This is a genomic window from Neisseria sp. DTU_2020_1000833_1_SI_GRL_NUU_006, assembly GCA_032388755.1.
GTDB lineage: Bacteria > Pseudomonadota > Gammaproteobacteria > Burkholderiales > Neisseriaceae > Neisseria > Neisseria sicca_C.
Genome location: CP135593.1, coordinates 920,689 through 934,593 on the forward strand (window position 1 = coordinate 920,689; position 13,905 = coordinate 934,593).

12 protein-coding genes and 1 pseudogene are annotated in these 13,905 nt (G+C 53.6%); 7 read left to right on the forward strand and 6 right to left on the reverse strand.

Annotated features, from left to right (window positions below):
* Positions 1 to 98 precede the first annotated feature (98 nt).
* Positions 99 to 1,496: an aspartate ammonia-lyase gene (aspA, locus tag RSJ68_04490; protein WNU97989.1), complete on the forward strand. Its 1,398-nt coding sequence runs from the start codon at positions 99 to 101 to the stop codon at positions 1,494 to 1,496.
* Positions 1,497 to 1,625: 129 nt separating this feature from the next.
* Here the strand turns inward: aspA and RSJ68_04495 are convergent, their stop codons facing one another.
* A complete protein-coding gene (locus tag RSJ68_04495; GenBank protein WNU97990.1) occupies positions 1,626 to 1,793 on the reverse strand; it encodes a hypothetical protein in 168 nt (55 codons plus the stop codon).
* Here RSJ68_04495 and RSJ68_04500 point away from each other — a divergent pair.
* On the forward strand, positions 1,792 to 4,938 hold the full coding sequence (locus RSJ68_04500; GenBank protein WNU97991.1) for an ABC transporter ATP-binding protein/permease: 3,147 nt from the start codon (positions 1,792 to 1,794) through the stop codon (positions 4,936 to 4,938). The two genes, RSJ68_04495 and RSJ68_04500, sit on opposite strands and share 2 nt — an antisense overlap.
* A gap of 374 nt (positions 4,939 to 5,312) precedes the next feature.
* A complete protein-coding gene (locus tag RSJ68_04505; GenBank protein ID WNU97992.1) occupies positions 5,313 to 5,855 on the forward strand; it encodes a lipocalin family protein in 543 nt (180 codons plus the stop codon).
* Positions 5,856 to 6,116: 261 nt separating this feature from the next.
* Here the strand turns inward: RSJ68_04505 and RSJ68_04510 are convergent, their stop codons facing one another.
* Positions 6,117 to 6,623 (reverse strand): HPP family protein, encoded by a 507-nt coding sequence (locus tag RSJ68_04510; GenBank protein WNU97993.1) that lies wholly within the window; start codon positions 6,621 to 6,623, stop codon positions 6,117 to 6,119.
* Between the two features lie 88 nt (positions 6,624 to 6,711).
* Between RSJ68_04510 and RSJ68_04515 the strand changes: the two genes are divergently transcribed.
* Both RSJ68_04515 and RSJ68_04520 read left to right on the forward strand, forming a co-directional pair.
* Complete coding sequence (locus RSJ68_04515; protein ID WNU97994.1) at positions 6,712 to 7,248, forward strand: TetR/AcrR family transcriptional regulator; 537 nt, start codon at positions 6,712 to 6,714, stop codon at positions 7,246 to 7,248.
* A gap of 220 nt (positions 7,249 to 7,468) precedes the next feature.
* Positions 7,469 to 8,136: pseudogene (locus tag RSJ68_04520) on the forward strand (class III extradiol ring-cleavage dioxygenase).
* Here the strand turns inward: RSJ68_04520 and RSJ68_04525 are convergent.
* Together RSJ68_04525 and RSJ68_04530 are read right to left on the reverse strand one after the other, a co-directional pair.
* Entirely contained in the window at positions 8,125 to 8,385 is a 261-nt protein-coding gene (locus tag RSJ68_04525) for a hypothetical protein (GenBank protein WNU97995.1), read from the reverse strand. The pseudogene RSJ68_04520 and the gene RSJ68_04525 sit on opposite strands and share 12 nt — an antisense overlap.
* A gap of 103 nt (positions 8,386 to 8,488) precedes the next feature.
* Positions 8,489 to 9,346: a LysR family transcriptional regulator gene (locus RSJ68_04530; protein WNU97996.1), complete on the reverse strand. Its 858-nt coding sequence runs from the start codon at positions 9,344 to 9,346 to the stop codon at positions 8,489 to 8,491.
* A gap of 107 nt (positions 9,347 to 9,453) precedes the next feature.
* On the opposite strand from RSJ68_04530, the gene RSJ68_04535 reads away from it, so the two are divergent.
* Together RSJ68_04535 and RSJ68_04540 are read left to right on the forward strand one after the other, a co-directional pair.
* The gene (locus tag RSJ68_04535; GenBank protein ID WNU97997.1) at positions 9,454 to 9,684 is read left to right on the forward strand and encodes a DUF2798 domain-containing protein; all 231 of its coding nucleotides are present in this window, start codon (positions 9,454 to 9,456) and stop codon (positions 9,682 to 9,684) included.
* Between the two features lie 151 nt (positions 9,685 to 9,835).
* The gene (locus RSJ68_04540; protein WNU97998.1) at positions 9,836 to 10,696 is read left to right on the forward strand and encodes an EamA family transporter; all 861 of its coding nucleotides are present in this window, start codon (positions 9,836 to 9,838) and stop codon (positions 10,694 to 10,696) included.
* 64 nt (positions 10,697 to 10,760) lie between these two features.
* Here the strand turns inward: RSJ68_04540 and RSJ68_04545 are convergent, their stop codons facing one another.
* Complete coding sequence (locus tag RSJ68_04545; GenBank protein ID WNU97999.1) at positions 10,761 to 12,554, reverse strand: 2-isopropylmalate synthase; 1,794 nt, start codon at positions 12,552 to 12,554, stop codon at positions 10,761 to 10,763.
* A gap of 250 nt (positions 12,555 to 12,804) precedes the next feature.
* Positions 12,805 to 13,809 (reverse strand): 2Fe-2S iron-sulfur cluster-binding protein, encoded by a 1,005-nt coding sequence (locus RSJ68_04550; protein WNU98000.1) that lies wholly within the window; start codon positions 13,807 to 13,809, stop codon positions 12,805 to 12,807.
* Positions 13,810 to 13,905: the final 96 nt, after the last annotated feature.

The window sequence follows — 13,905 nt, forward strand, 5'->3', positions numbered from 1 at the left end:
CGGCGCATTTGCAGCTAGACAACCCATGCAAAACGGTCTAATGTTCCGCCTGCATATGCACATTACTTGATAAACCAACGAATGAGAAGGTAAGAGAAATGACTGTCCGTATCGAACACGATTTGCTGGGCGACCGCGAAATTCCCGCCGAGGCGTATTGGGGCATCCATACTTTGCGCGCGGTGGAAAACTTTAAAATTTCCAATCAAAAAATTTCCGACGTACCGCAGTTTGTCCGCAGCATGGTGATGGTGAAAAAAGCGACCGCGCAGGCAAACGGCGAATTAGGAGCGGTAAAACCCGAAATTGCAGCCGCCATCGAGAAGGCTTGCGACGAAGTGTTGCTTAAAGGCCGCTGTCTCGACCAATTCCCGTCCGACGTGTATCAAGGCGGCGCGGGGACTTCGGTCAACATGAATACTAATGAAGTCATCGCCAACCTTGCTTTGGAAGTGTTGGGCTACGAAAAAGGTCGCTACGACATTGTTAACCCGATGGATCATGTGAACGCCAGCCAGTCCACCAACGACGCCTATCCGACCGGCTTCAGGCTGGCGGTGTATTACAGTGTCGGCGGGTTGCTGGAAAAACTGGCGTTGCTGAAAGACGCGTTTGCCGCCAAAGCCGATGAGTTTAAAGATGTTTTGAAAATGGGTCGTACCCAGCTTCAAGATGCCGTGCCGATGACGGCGGGGCAGGAGTTTCAGTCTTTCCAAGTGTTGCTGGAAGAAGAGATTTTGAATCTGGACCGCACGCGCGCCCTGCTGTTGGAAGTCAACTTGGGCGCAACCGCCATCGGCACGGGCGTGAACACGCCGAAAGGCTACGCGGCTTTGGCGGTGAAAAAATTGTCCGAAGTCAGCGGCTTGGATTGCAAACTGACCGAAAACCTGATTGAAGCGACTTCCGACTGCGGCGCGTATGTGATGGTACACGGCGCATTGAAGCGCACGGCGGTGAAATTATCGAAAATCTGTAACGACTTGCGCCTCTTGTCGTCCGGCCCGCGCGCCGGTTTGAAAGAGATTAACCTGCCGGAAATGCAGGCAGGCTCGTCGATTATGCCCGCCAAAGTCAACCCCGTGATTCCCGAAGTGGTCAACCAAGTCTGCTTCAAAGTCATCGGCAACGACACCACCATCACCTTCGCCGCCGAAGCGGGGCAGTTGCAATTAAACGTGATGGAGCCGGTCATCGCGCAATGTATGTTTGAAACCATTTCCCTCTTGGGCAACGCTGCGGTAAACCTCGCCGAAAAATGCGTCAAAGGCATTACCGTCAACCGCGAAATCTGCGAACGTTATGTGTTCAACTCCATCGGCTTGGTTACTTATCTAAACCCGTATATCGGACATCACAACGGCGATTTGGTCGGCAAAATCTGCGCCCAAACCGGCAAAGGCGTGCGCGAAGTCGTGCTCGAACGCGGCCTGTTGAGCGAAGCGGAACTCGACCGCATCCTGTCGCCCGAAAACCTGATGAACCCGCATTTGTAAGATAGGGCATAAAGAAAAGGTCGTCTGAAAGCCTATGGACAAGGTTTTCAGACGACCTTTGTTCGATGTATCCTTTCATTATGTTTCACGGTATTAAGGGAAATTTTCAGACATATTCAATTTCCTTGATTAGGCTGTTATCCGCTTTTTCAGACGACCTTGAGGAGATAACTGATGAAGCGGATACATACCTGCGGGTGAGGCGTCGGCAGAGCTTTTAAGCCGTAAGCCCGATGGAATCAGCCGTGACGAACAGGTCGTCTGAAATCCCGTTTTCTGCAAAAAAGGTTGCATCATGAACACCGTTTCCATCCAAAACCTTTCCCACCGCTACGGCAAGACCCTTGCGCTTGACGATGTGTCGCTGGACATTCCGAAAGGCGCGACGGTCGGTTTGATCGGGCCGGACGGGGTGGGCAAATCGACGCTGCTCTCGCTGATGGCGGGGGTGAAGGTGATTCAGGACGGGCGGGTGGAAGTGTTGGGCGGCGATATGGCGGACAAGGACGTGCGGCGGGATTTGTCGCACCGTATCGCCTTTATGCCGCAGGGTTTGGGGCGCAACCTGTATCCTACCTTGTCGGTGTATGAGAATATTGATTTTCATGCGCGGCTGTTTGGTTTGGACGGGCAGGAACGCACGCGGCAGATTGCGCGGCTGATGGAGGCGACCCGCCTTGCGCCGTTTTCCGGCAGGGCGGCGGGCAAGCTATCGGGCGGGATGAAGCAGAAGCTGAGTTTGTGCTGCGCACTGGTGCACAGCCCGGATTTGTTGATTTTGGACGAACCGACCACGGGCGTGGACCCTTTGTCGCGCCGCCAGTTTTGGGCGCTGGTGGACGATTTGCGGCGGGAACACGCGGGCATGACCGTGATTGTGGCGACCGCCTATATTGAAGAGGCGCAGCGTTTCGAGCGGCTGCTGGCGATGGACGCGGGCAGGCTGCTGGAAAACAAGCCTACTGCCGACGTGCTGGCGGATTACGGCACGGACGTGTTGGAAGAGGCCTACGTTAAAATGCTGCCGCCGGAGAAACAGCAGGGTTCGGGCGGTTTGGACATTACGCCGTTCGTCCCCGACCCCGATGCGCCGCCCGCGATGGAAGCGCACGGCCTGACCAAGCGTTTCGGCGATTTTACCGCTGTGGATCACGTCAGCTTTACCATTCAAAAAGGCGAGATTTTCGGCTTTCTCGGCAGCAACGGCTGCGGCAAGTCCACCACCATGAAAATGCTGACCGGCCTGCTGGAAGCGACCGAAGGCGCCGCCACGCTGTTGGGCAAGCCGATAGACGCGGGCGGCTTGGACACGAAAATGCGCGTCGGCTATATGTCGCAGGCGTTTTCGCTGTATGAAGAACTGAGCGTGCGCCGCAATCTGGATTTGCACGCCAGACTCTACCAGATGGGCGCTAAAGGCGCGGCGGCGGTGGAAGAAGCCCTGCAACAGTTTGATTTGGCGGACGTTGCCGACACCGCGCCCGCATCGTTGCCGCTGGGTATACGCCAACGTCTGCAACTGGCCGCCGCCTGCCTGCACCACCCCGAAGTATTGATTTTGGACGAACCGACTTCGGGGGTCGATCCCGCCGCGCGCGATATGTTCTGGCGGCATCTTCTGAAACTCTCCCGCGAAGACAAAATCACTATTTTCGTTTCCACCCACTTTATGAACGAAGCCGCCCGCTGCGACCGCATTTCCTTTATGCACAAAGGCCGCGTGCTGGCGGTGGGCACGCCCGCCGAACTGGCGGCAAGGCAGAATGCGCCGGATTTGGAAGAAGCGTTTGTGCAGTATCTGATTGAAGCGGAAGGCGGGGACGGTGGGGAAAGGTCGTCCCGTCAGGAGGCTGCGCACTCTGAAAGTGAACAGCGCGAGTTTCGCCAAAATACAGACGGCGTGCGTGAACAAGGTTCACACACACTACCAGCGGAAACTCCGACCGTAGGGTGTGTGGCGCAAGCCACGCACGCGGAAGGGGAATCGGGTAACGGACGTTCGGAGTTTTCAGACGACCTGTATGAACAAAGCGCAACGTCGTCTGAAAACGAATGTAGTGAGTTTCGCCAAAACGCAGACGGCGTGCGTGAACAAAGTTCACACACCCTACCTGTGAACAATAAAGCGGAATTGTCCGAACCGACCGTAGGGTGTGTGGCGCAAGCCACGCACGCGGAAGGGCAATCGGATAACGGGCATTTTGAACTTTCAGACGACCTTCAAGGAAAAGATATAGGGTCGTCTGAAACCCCAAACGGCGTGCGTGAACAAAGTTCACACACCCTACGGGACAACCCAAACACCCAAACCTTCAAATACCGCTTCTCCATGATTTGGACTTTCGCCCGCCGTGAAGCCAAAGAACTCCTGCGCGATAAAATCCGCCTGTTTTTTGCCGTGTTCGGCCCGTTGATTATCATGGCGTCGGTATCGTGGGGGATTTCGTTTGACGTGCGGAATCTGAAATTAGCCGTTTACGACCGCGACCAAACTGCCGCCAGCCGCGAGCTGGTCGAATATTTCGACGGTTCGCGCTACTTCCTCCAACAGCCGCCGATACAGTCCGAAGCCGAAATCGACACCGTGCTCAAAAGCTCCGGCGCCATATTAGTCATCGATATTCCGAGCGGTTTCGGGCGTGATTTGGCGCGCGAGCTCAAACCCGAAGTCGGTTTTTATGTGGACGGCTCCATGCCGTTTAACGCCACCAATATCCGCGGCTACATCGGCAGCCTGATCACCGCCTACACCAAAGACCGCATCGCCGAAAGCGGGCTGCCCGTTTCGCTCAAAGCCCCCGCCGGCATCGAACCGCGCTTTATGTACAATCAGGATTTCGACAGCATCAACGCCATCGCCCCGGGCGTGATGATGCTGGTGTTGATGATGATACCCGCCATGATGTCGGCGGTCGGCGTGGTGCGCGAACGCGAAATCGGTTCCATCGCCAATTTCTACGCATCGCCCGCCGCCGTGGCGCAATATCTGATCGGCAAACAGCTTCCCTATATCGCCGTCGGCATGGTCAATTTCGCCGCCATGATGCTGATGATTATTTACCTGTTCGGCGTGCCGCTCAAAGGCTCGTTTACCGGACTTGCCGTCGGCACGCTCTTGATGGTGTCCGCCAGCACCGCGCTGGGGCTTTTGATTTCCTGCTTTGTGCGCTCCCAGCTTGCCGCCATCTTCGCCACCGCCATCATCACCATGATCCCCGCGCAAACCTATTCCGGCTTTCTCTACCCGCTGTCCACTATGGAAGGCGGCGCGCTGGTTATCGGCAAAACCTTCCCGTCGTCGTGGTACTACACCGTCAGCGTCGGCAGCTTCACCAAAGGGCTGCACACCGCAGACCTGCTGCATGAATACGCCGCCATCGCCGCCTTTGCCGCCACCAGCCTGATTCTGGCGTGCGTGTTGTTGAAGAAACAGGAGAAGTAGAAAAAGGTCGTCTGAAAATTTTTCAGACGACCCCTGTCTATGCCAGCCCTTTTTCAGACAATTCCACCCTTTGACCGATGTCTTTCAGGTTGGAATATTGTTCGACCAATCGCAGCAAGTCGTCAGGCTGATTGCGGACATCCACATGAAAATGCTGAGTAAATCTGCACGAAAGTATGCGTATCAATAACCGGCGTTGCAGCACCGACCGCCAACAATCAAAAAAAACACCAAGCCGCAGAGCATGGCTTGCCAGACATTGTTGTCAATAAGCCTCCGGTTTATCCGGTAAGTGTTCCAATATTTTTACTCAAAGTGGTGTGTTGTCTTTGCCGAAATGATATATGCTGATATTTTTTAAAGGAGCGTGCAAGATGAAAATTAAAGGATTGTTATTATTAGGAACTATGTGTTTTGCTGCTTACGCACAGTCGGAAAGTTTGCCTCCGCTGCAAACCGTTCCGCAAGTAGATGTGCAGCGTTATGCAGGACAGTGGTACGAAATCGCGCGATTGCCTATGCCTTACCAAAGTCATTGCGTATCGGATGTGACGGCGTTTTATAAGATAAAAAACAAGGACACTATCAGCGTGACCAACCGTTGTTTGAAGGCGGATGGAACTTGGTCGGCGGCAGAAGGGCTGGCATATGTGCAGAATGCGGAAAACACCAAGTTGAGCGTGACTTTTCTGCCCAAAGCGATTCGATGGCTGCCTGTAGGCAAGGCACCTTATTGGGTGATGGCTTTGGATAGCAATTACCAATATGCGATGATAGGACAGCCCGATAGGAAATATTTGTGGTTGTTGTCGCGCAAACCGAGCATGGATGAATTGGTATATCAAGCGTATTTGCAGCAGGCAAAAGAGCAAGGCTATGATTTATCTGCGCTTATTCGTACCAAGCATAGGAAGTAAAATACCTTGAATGAATCTTTTGAAGTAGAAAAAGGTGTCAACTTCTGAAAGAAAGCGACAGCCCGCTGCCCGTGTTCGACAGCACCGCCATCCATGCGCTTGCGGCGGTAGATGCGGTGCTGGCGGAATAAGTGGGGCTTTTGATGAAACCGCTACAGAGTGGGGTCGCCGGGAATAGCAGTGGAGCATGTTTGGGAGACTTAGATTGGGGATTGGATGGTTTATCTGAATTGTCCAATCCCGAAAAAGATTAAAGCGGCTTTACAACCAATAAGTCGGATACCGCCGTCCTTTGCCCAAATTATTGTAAACCAAGGCCACGGCCACCAAAATCAGCGACCCAGCCAAAGTCGGCGTAATCAAAAAATCCCAGCCCACGCCACCGAGCATCACAATCAAAGGATTGGAGCCTGCCGGCGGGTGCGGTACGCGAAACAGCAACATCAATGCCACCGCCGTGCCGACAGCCAAAGCCATTACCCACCAGCCTGCACCGAATGCCGCCATAAATACCAACCCCGTTAAAGTGGCGACAAAATGTCCTCCGATAACGTTTTTAGGCTGTGCAAAAGGACTTTGCGGATAGGCAAAGACCAACAAGCAGCTCGCGCCGAACGAACCCAACACCAAAGGCAGGTTTGCCGCATTCCCTATTCCGGCAAAAGCACCCGTTGCCAACGCCGCGCCCAGCCATGCGACAGCGATAACACCATAAGGCAGTCTGGGCGGGCATTTTTCATAGGCGGCAAAAAGTTTTTTCTCTGACATTTTAATATTCTCCAAATCAGTTAAAATACACCAATCGGTATATTTTTAAATACTATACCAGTCGGTATACTTTATGCAAGGATTTTTTATGTCTATCAAAGAAAACATCATCCGCACTGCCCACGACCTGTTTTACAAGGAAGGGTTTCACGCATCAGGCGTAGAATTGCTGGCGCAGAACGCCGGTACAACCAAACGCACACTATATGCCCATTTCGGCAGCAAAGACGGCTTGATAGATGCCGTTTTGGACTACCGCCATGAACAATTTATGGACAAACTTGCTGCGGCATTGGATGAAAAACCCAAAGCGCAAACCGCCCGTGCCTATCTTGACTTTATCGCCAATTGGACAAAATCTCCCGATTTCTGCGGCTGCATGTTCATCAATGCCTGCGGCGAATATGCCGACCCAAACAGCAGCCCACACCAAAAATCTGCCGCCCACAAATCCCAAATCCGTGATTTTTTACGGACGCGTTTGAGCGAAAGCGGCACAGATACAGATAATGCTCAGAAACTTGCCGATAAAGTATTTTTATTGGGAGAGGGTTTGATTGTTGCCGCGCAAACGGGACAATGTGATATGGCAGTAGAAGATTTGGTAGATTGTCTGCTGATGTAGGAAGTCGCCTGGATATTCAAAGCATAAGTGCAGGCTGCTTTTGATTGCGCCAACCACGCACCCACCCGTGCTTTCAGGCAGCCTGTTAAACAACAAAAATAAAACACAAAAGCTATAAACCGCCCGATGATTTCCCATTAAGAAAATATATCCTTCCCCAAACGGGATTGTTCGCACAAAATTTCCCGTAAAATCATCCGCTAAGGCTTCATCCGCATTGAGCAAAAATTTAGCCATTCTGATGATTTCGGCGCACTGGTACGGCAACCGTTTGCAGGTAACGTCCGGCGAACGTCCCGAAATGATTTAAGATTTTTACGGCTTCCCCGCAGCACTCAGCCAAATGCAATATCCCGCGCCCGGCTCGCCCGAACTGCGGGGCAGGTGTGCTCGCTGTTGCAGCCTGAAAATGTAGTAATGAACCCGGAGCGTGGCTTCGACCACGGCGCGTGGGCGGTGCTGAAACGCCTGTATCCTGAAGCCGACATTCCCGTAGTGCAGCTCAGCTTGAACCTGATACAACCTGTACAATGGCATTTCGATTTGGCGAAAAACTCGCCCCGCTGTGCGAACAAGGCGTGCTGGTGGCCGGCAGCGGCAACATCGTGCACAACCTGCGCACCATGCGCTGCGAACCTGCCGGAGGCTACGGTCGGGCAATAGACTTCCGCAATACGGTCAACCCCGCCCTTACCGTGCGGGACAACGACACGCTGGTGCATTACGAACGGTTGGTGGAAGCTGCCGCACTCTCCGTGTCGTCCCCCGGAACACTACCTGCCGCTGCTCTACACCGCCGCGCTGCGCGAACCGCAGGACGATATGGAAATATTCAATGACGAACTCGCTTTCGGCTCAATCAGCATGACTTCCGTTTTAATCGGGTAAAAGGCCAAGACAAAGCAACGCGGGCCGGAACACCTGCTCGCCTGCCCAAAAGCCCGCTACGAAGACGGCTTGGACACGGCAAAATTGGACGTGTTGGCCGACGTATTGCGACAAATCGGCTGCACGCAGGCAGCGGAAATCCCAACCAACCCCGCTGCCGAAGCGCAAGCCAAGCAGCACATTGCCGAAGGGCAGATTGCTTCGTACAGTTTGGACACTAACCGCCATTGTGCTGATAGTTTCCTGCAACTGCTCCGCCGAAGGAAAGGAACTAGGGCTAAAGCAGCACTGCCCAAACGAAAAGCAGCCTGTACTTTGAATTTTCAAGTGCAGGCTGCTTTTTCAGGATGGATTATCCATTTCCCAATACATTGCCCCAATAATCCGCCACTGCCCTTACGCTGGGGCTGCGGCGCACGTCTTCGTGCATCACCAGCAAGAGTTCCGCTGCGAATTCAGGTAGCAGGGCATCCGGATTGAGTGAGACGGGATGCAGCCTGTCGGCAGGGAAAACAGCGAAATCAGGCAGGATACCGATGCCGATTTGTTCGCACACGGCTTGTTTGACGGCGGCGAAGTCGTTGCTGGAGAAGGAAATGTCGGCATCTTCGCCGATTTGTTCAGCAAACCAGCGGGAAAAACGGGTGTTTACGGCAATCTGCACGAAACGCCAGTCTTCGCGGCGGATGGTTTTCAGGTAGCCTTCATGGCCGTAGATGCGGTAGGAGAAATGGGAGATGCGGCGCACGGCAAGATCGTTTTGGGTGGGGCGGACGAGGCGCAGGGCGATGTCGGCTTGGCGGCCGTGCAGGTCGGCGAGTGCGGCATCGCTTTGAATGATAAGGCGTATATTGTTGTGTTTGTGGTAGAAATCGGCAATGTGAGGCATCAGCATCAGTCGGGCAACGAATGGCGGTGCGGAAATGACAACGCTGTGCCGCAGCTCGGCCTGTTCGCGCGCGGTACGCTGCAACATGCTCATATCTTTGCAGATTTCGCAGGCATGGCGATAAAGTCGTTCGCCTTCGGGAGTGAGCAGGTAGCGTTTGCCGATGCGGTCGAACAGGTGCAATCCGAGTGCGTTTTCCAGCTGGGCGATTTGTCGCGAAACGGTGCTGTGCTGCACGCCCAAGTGTTCGGCAGCGGCGGTAAGAGTTTGTTTTTCGACGAGAGTGGTGAAATAGCGGATACCGTTCCAGTCCCAATCCATTATTGCCTCCTTTGTGCATTTTTTGGCTGTGTTTGCCAATTTATCTTATTTTCGTATTTTTATAAACGATTTAAACTGCGCAATATGAACTTTTTGAGAGAAACTAGATGAAAAAATTGCCGAAAAAATACGCGGGTGTATTGTTTTCTTTTTACGCCTCAGCGGTGATGGTGCTGATTGTGAGCGCTGTGCTGGTGGCGCTGAATACCGGCATCGACGCGGGCTACCTGCTGCGCTTGTTGAAATCGTATTTGATTACTTGGCCGGTGGCCTTCGCCAGCCTGCTCGGCGTGCGTCCGTTGGTGGTAAAATGGGTGGCGGCTTCGGTGACGGATTGAGGCTGCCTGAAAACGCAAAAAGCAGCCTGCACTTGTGTTTTAAAATGTGCGGGCTGCTTTTACATCATACCCATCCCGTTTCCAGACGGTTTCACAGGCTACCTGAAAACGAAGTTTCTGGGAAGCTAAAACGCCGAACACAAGGAATCCTATGTCCAGCCGCACCGCCACCATCCTGACCACCGCATTCGCCCCGTTGATTTGGGGCAGCACCTATCTCGTGACCACCGAATTTCTGCCGCCGGACCGACCGTTCACCGCCGCGCTTATCCGTGTTTTACCCGCCGGGCTTTTGCTGTTGGCGTGGACACGGCGTATCCCCAAACGCGATGAATGGGCGACGGTTGTCTTGCTCGGTTTTTTAAACATCGGCTTTTTTCAGGCCATGCTGTTTGTGGCGGCGTATCGCTTGCCGGGCGGACTGGCGGCGGTGTTGAGTTCGACGCAGACGCTGATGGTGCTGGTGTTTACTTGGTTAATCGGCAAAACCATGCCGCCTAAAGCAGCTTGGGCTTGGTCGGCGGCAGGGGTTTTGGGGATTGCGCTTTTGGTTTTGTCGCCGCAGGCGCGCTATGACGGGACGGGGATTTTGGCGGCATTGGCGGGCGCGGCGGCGATGGCGTTGGGCGTGTATTTGTCGAAACACCGCCGCACTTCGCTGCCCATATTGGCGTTCACCGGCTGGCAGCTTTTCATCGGCGGATTATTTTTACTGCCCGTCGCCCTGCTTGCCGAACCGCGGCTCGAATCTTTAAGCCCCGCCAATATCGGCGGCTATCTGTATTTGAGCCTGTTTGGTGCCGTATTGGCTTATGTGTTGTTTTTCAGAGGAATCGCCAAACTTTCGCCTGCTGCGGTTTCGTCGTTGGGATTGCTCAGCCCTGTCTCGGCATTTATCTTGGGCTGGCTGTTTTTAGGGCAAGGGATGGACGCGAAGTCGCTGGCGGGATTTGCGTTGGTGTTGGTATCGATATTCGGTGTACAGCGGGCGGTCATGAAAAAGGTCGTCTGAAACCTCAAAATCCGGTTTTCAGACGACCTCTTTGCTTTTAAAAATCAAATCAAACCATTTAAGCTCAAATCGTACCGCTGCCCTGCGCTTTCGGTTTGGCTGCACCGAATTCCAGTTTGCTCAAGGCGGAGAGGTAGGCTTTGGCGGTGGCGACCAAAACGTCGGTATCTGCGCCCTGACCGTTGACGACGCGGTTGCCGCGTGCCAAACGAACGCTGGTTTCGCCTTGGCTTTCCGTGCCTTGCGTTACGGCGTTGACGGAATAAATCTGCAAAGTCGCGCCGCTTTGCGCCACGCTCTCAATCGCTTTGAAAATCGCATCGACAGGGCCGGAGCCGGTGGCGGAAGCGCGTTTTTCTTCGCCTTTGATGCTGAACACGATGTCGGCGCGCGGCTCTTCGCCGGTTTCGGTGCTGATTTTTTGGGAGATGAATTTGTAGCTTTCCGCGTTCATGCTGCCCATTTCGTCGGACACCAGCGCGTGCAGGTCTTCATCGAAGATTTCGCGTTTTTTGTCGGCGAGTTCTTTGAAGCGGGCAAATGCGGCGTTCAGTGCCTCTTCGCTTTCCAACTCGATGCCCAAATCCGCCAGTTTGCTGCGGAACGCGCTGCGGCCGGACAATTTGCCCAAGGTCAGGCGGTTGGTTGACCAGCCGACCGATTCGGCAGTCATGATTTCATAGGTTTCGGGGTGTTTCAACACGCCGTCCTGATGGATGCCTGATTCGTGTGCAAAGGCGTTTGCGCCGACCACCGCCTTGTTGGGCTGAATCGGATAGCCGGTAACGGTGGACACCAGTTTGGATATCGGCACGATTTGCGTGGTGTCGATGCCGGTTTCCAAGCCGAAAAGGTCATGGCGCACTTTCAACGCCATCACGATTTCTTCAAGGCTGGCATTGCCTGCGCGTTCGCCCAAACCGTTGATGGTGCATTCCACCTGGCGCACGCCTGCCTGAATAGCGGCCAGCGAATTGGCAACCGCCATGCCCAAGTCGTTGTGGCAGTGGGTCGACCAGACTACTTTGTCGCCGTTGGGCACGCTTTTGATGATGTTGCTGATACGCTCGTACCACACGGAAGGGATGGAGTAGCCGACGGTATCGGGAATATTGATGGTGGTCGCGCCCGCTTCGATAACCGCCGTAAAGATTTTGGCGAGGAAGTCCAAATCCGAACGCACGGCGTCTTCAGCGGAAAATTCCACATCGTCGGTGTATTCTTTGGCGATTTTCACTGCTTTGACCGCCGCATCGATGACCTGCTGCGGCTTCATTTTCAGTTTGTGCTCCATATGGATGGGGCTGGTGGCAATGAAGATATGGATGCGTTTTTTCAGCGCGGGGGAAACGGCTTCACCTGCTTTGCGCACATCGTTTTCAACGGCACGCGCCAACGAGCAGACTGTGGATTTGGTGATGATTTTGGCAATCGCATTGACCGACTCGAAATCGCCCGGGCTGGCGGCGGCAAAACCTGCCTCAATCACATCCACACCCATTTTCTCCAACTGGCGGGCAATGCGGATTTTCTCCTCTTTGGTCATGGATGCACCGGGCGACTGCTCGCCGTCGCGCATGGTGGTGTCGAAAATAATTACGCGGTTGGTCTGTGTCATTTCTGTTCTCTCCAGAGATTCGTTTTTTTGTAAAAAAGCATTCAAATCCAGCGGCCTGCCTTGCGCTTCCGCCAGCGCGGTCAGCTTTTGCAGTTGCGCCAAAGGCAGCGACCCGCGCGTGCGCCATTTATAGATGGCTGCGGTTGTTGCGGCATTTTCGGGATCGTGCTGTTTCAACGCTTCGGCAAGTGCATTCACGCCGCCGAAATAAGCAACTAAGCGGTCAATGTCTAATTGCATGATACTCCTTGTCCAAATTTTATCGAAATTATGGTTTGCTTTGGAAGGAGATTATACACATTTTAGACAAAACGACAATATATTTTTCTAAAAATACGGATTTACTTTTTAAATCCAGAATTATTTTATACATTTTGTCCAAAAAGAGTCAAATTAAAGGTCATCTGAAAAGCTCCAAGCTTCGTTTTCAGATGACCTTGATGGTGTTTGTCTGGCTGTAATAAACCAGAGGGGTAATAAAACTGGGTTATTATGCCGGCGAAAACGCATCCGAATAGAAGCTTGTCTCAGGCAAACTGCATTGTGCGGTTAAAACCGATTTCGCACTTTCGGTCATGGCGACGGAACCGCAGGCATAAACTTCATAACCGCTCAAGTCGGGATAATCTTTTGCGGCGGAGGTTTGGACGTATCCTTTTTCGCCTTGCCAACCCTCAGCAGCTTTTGATAGGACGGGGGTGAAGCGGACATTTTTCAGACGACCTGTCAGCTCTTGCGCTTCTTCGAGTGCGTACAAATCATCTTGGTGACGCGCGCCCCAGTAGAAATGGACGGCGCGGCTGCTGTCTTGGCGGATAAGGTCGAGCAGGATGCTGCGGATGGGGGCATAGCCTGTACCGGTTGCCAAAAGGATGATGGGTTTGCCGCTGTCTTCCTGCAAGGTAAACGAACCGAGCGGACCTTTGATGCGGACGATGCCTTTTTCTTTGACTTTGGGTTCGCTGCCGAAAATCATTTCCGAGCAGACGCCGTTTTCGCGCCTGCGGATGTGCAGTTCCAAAATGCCTTCTTGGTCGGGCGAATTGGCGATGGAGTAGCTGCGGCTGACGTTGCCCGGCAGCAGTAAATCAATGTATTGCCCGGCGTAGAAAGCAAACGGCGGGGCTTTGGGCAGGGCAAGTTTCAGGAGGGCGACATCGTGTTTGAAAACCATGCTTTCAATACGGGCGGGCAGGGTGCGGACGGGTAGCGCATTGGCGTTGTAGCCGGGGATGTTGATGCTGATGTCGCTTTGCGCGGTGGTGCAGCACATCAAAATCTTGCCCTGCGCTTTCTCCGCTTCGGATAAGGCCTGTTCGGAGTGTTCGTCCATTTGAATATTGCCGCTCACCAGTTCGGCTTTGCATTGCCCGCAGGCCCCGCTTTTGCAGGAATGGGGCAGATTGAGGTTTTGACGGGCGGCAGCGGCTAAAACTGTTTCGCCGTCGTTGGCGGTAAAGGTGGTTTGGTCGGGTAGCGTAATGGTGTGGGTCATGGCTTGGCGTGGTTTGAATAGATTAAGTTAAAAGGTCATTGGATTCGGATTTCAAATACAACATTCGGGTACCGGTGGATTGAACAGGCTCAAAAG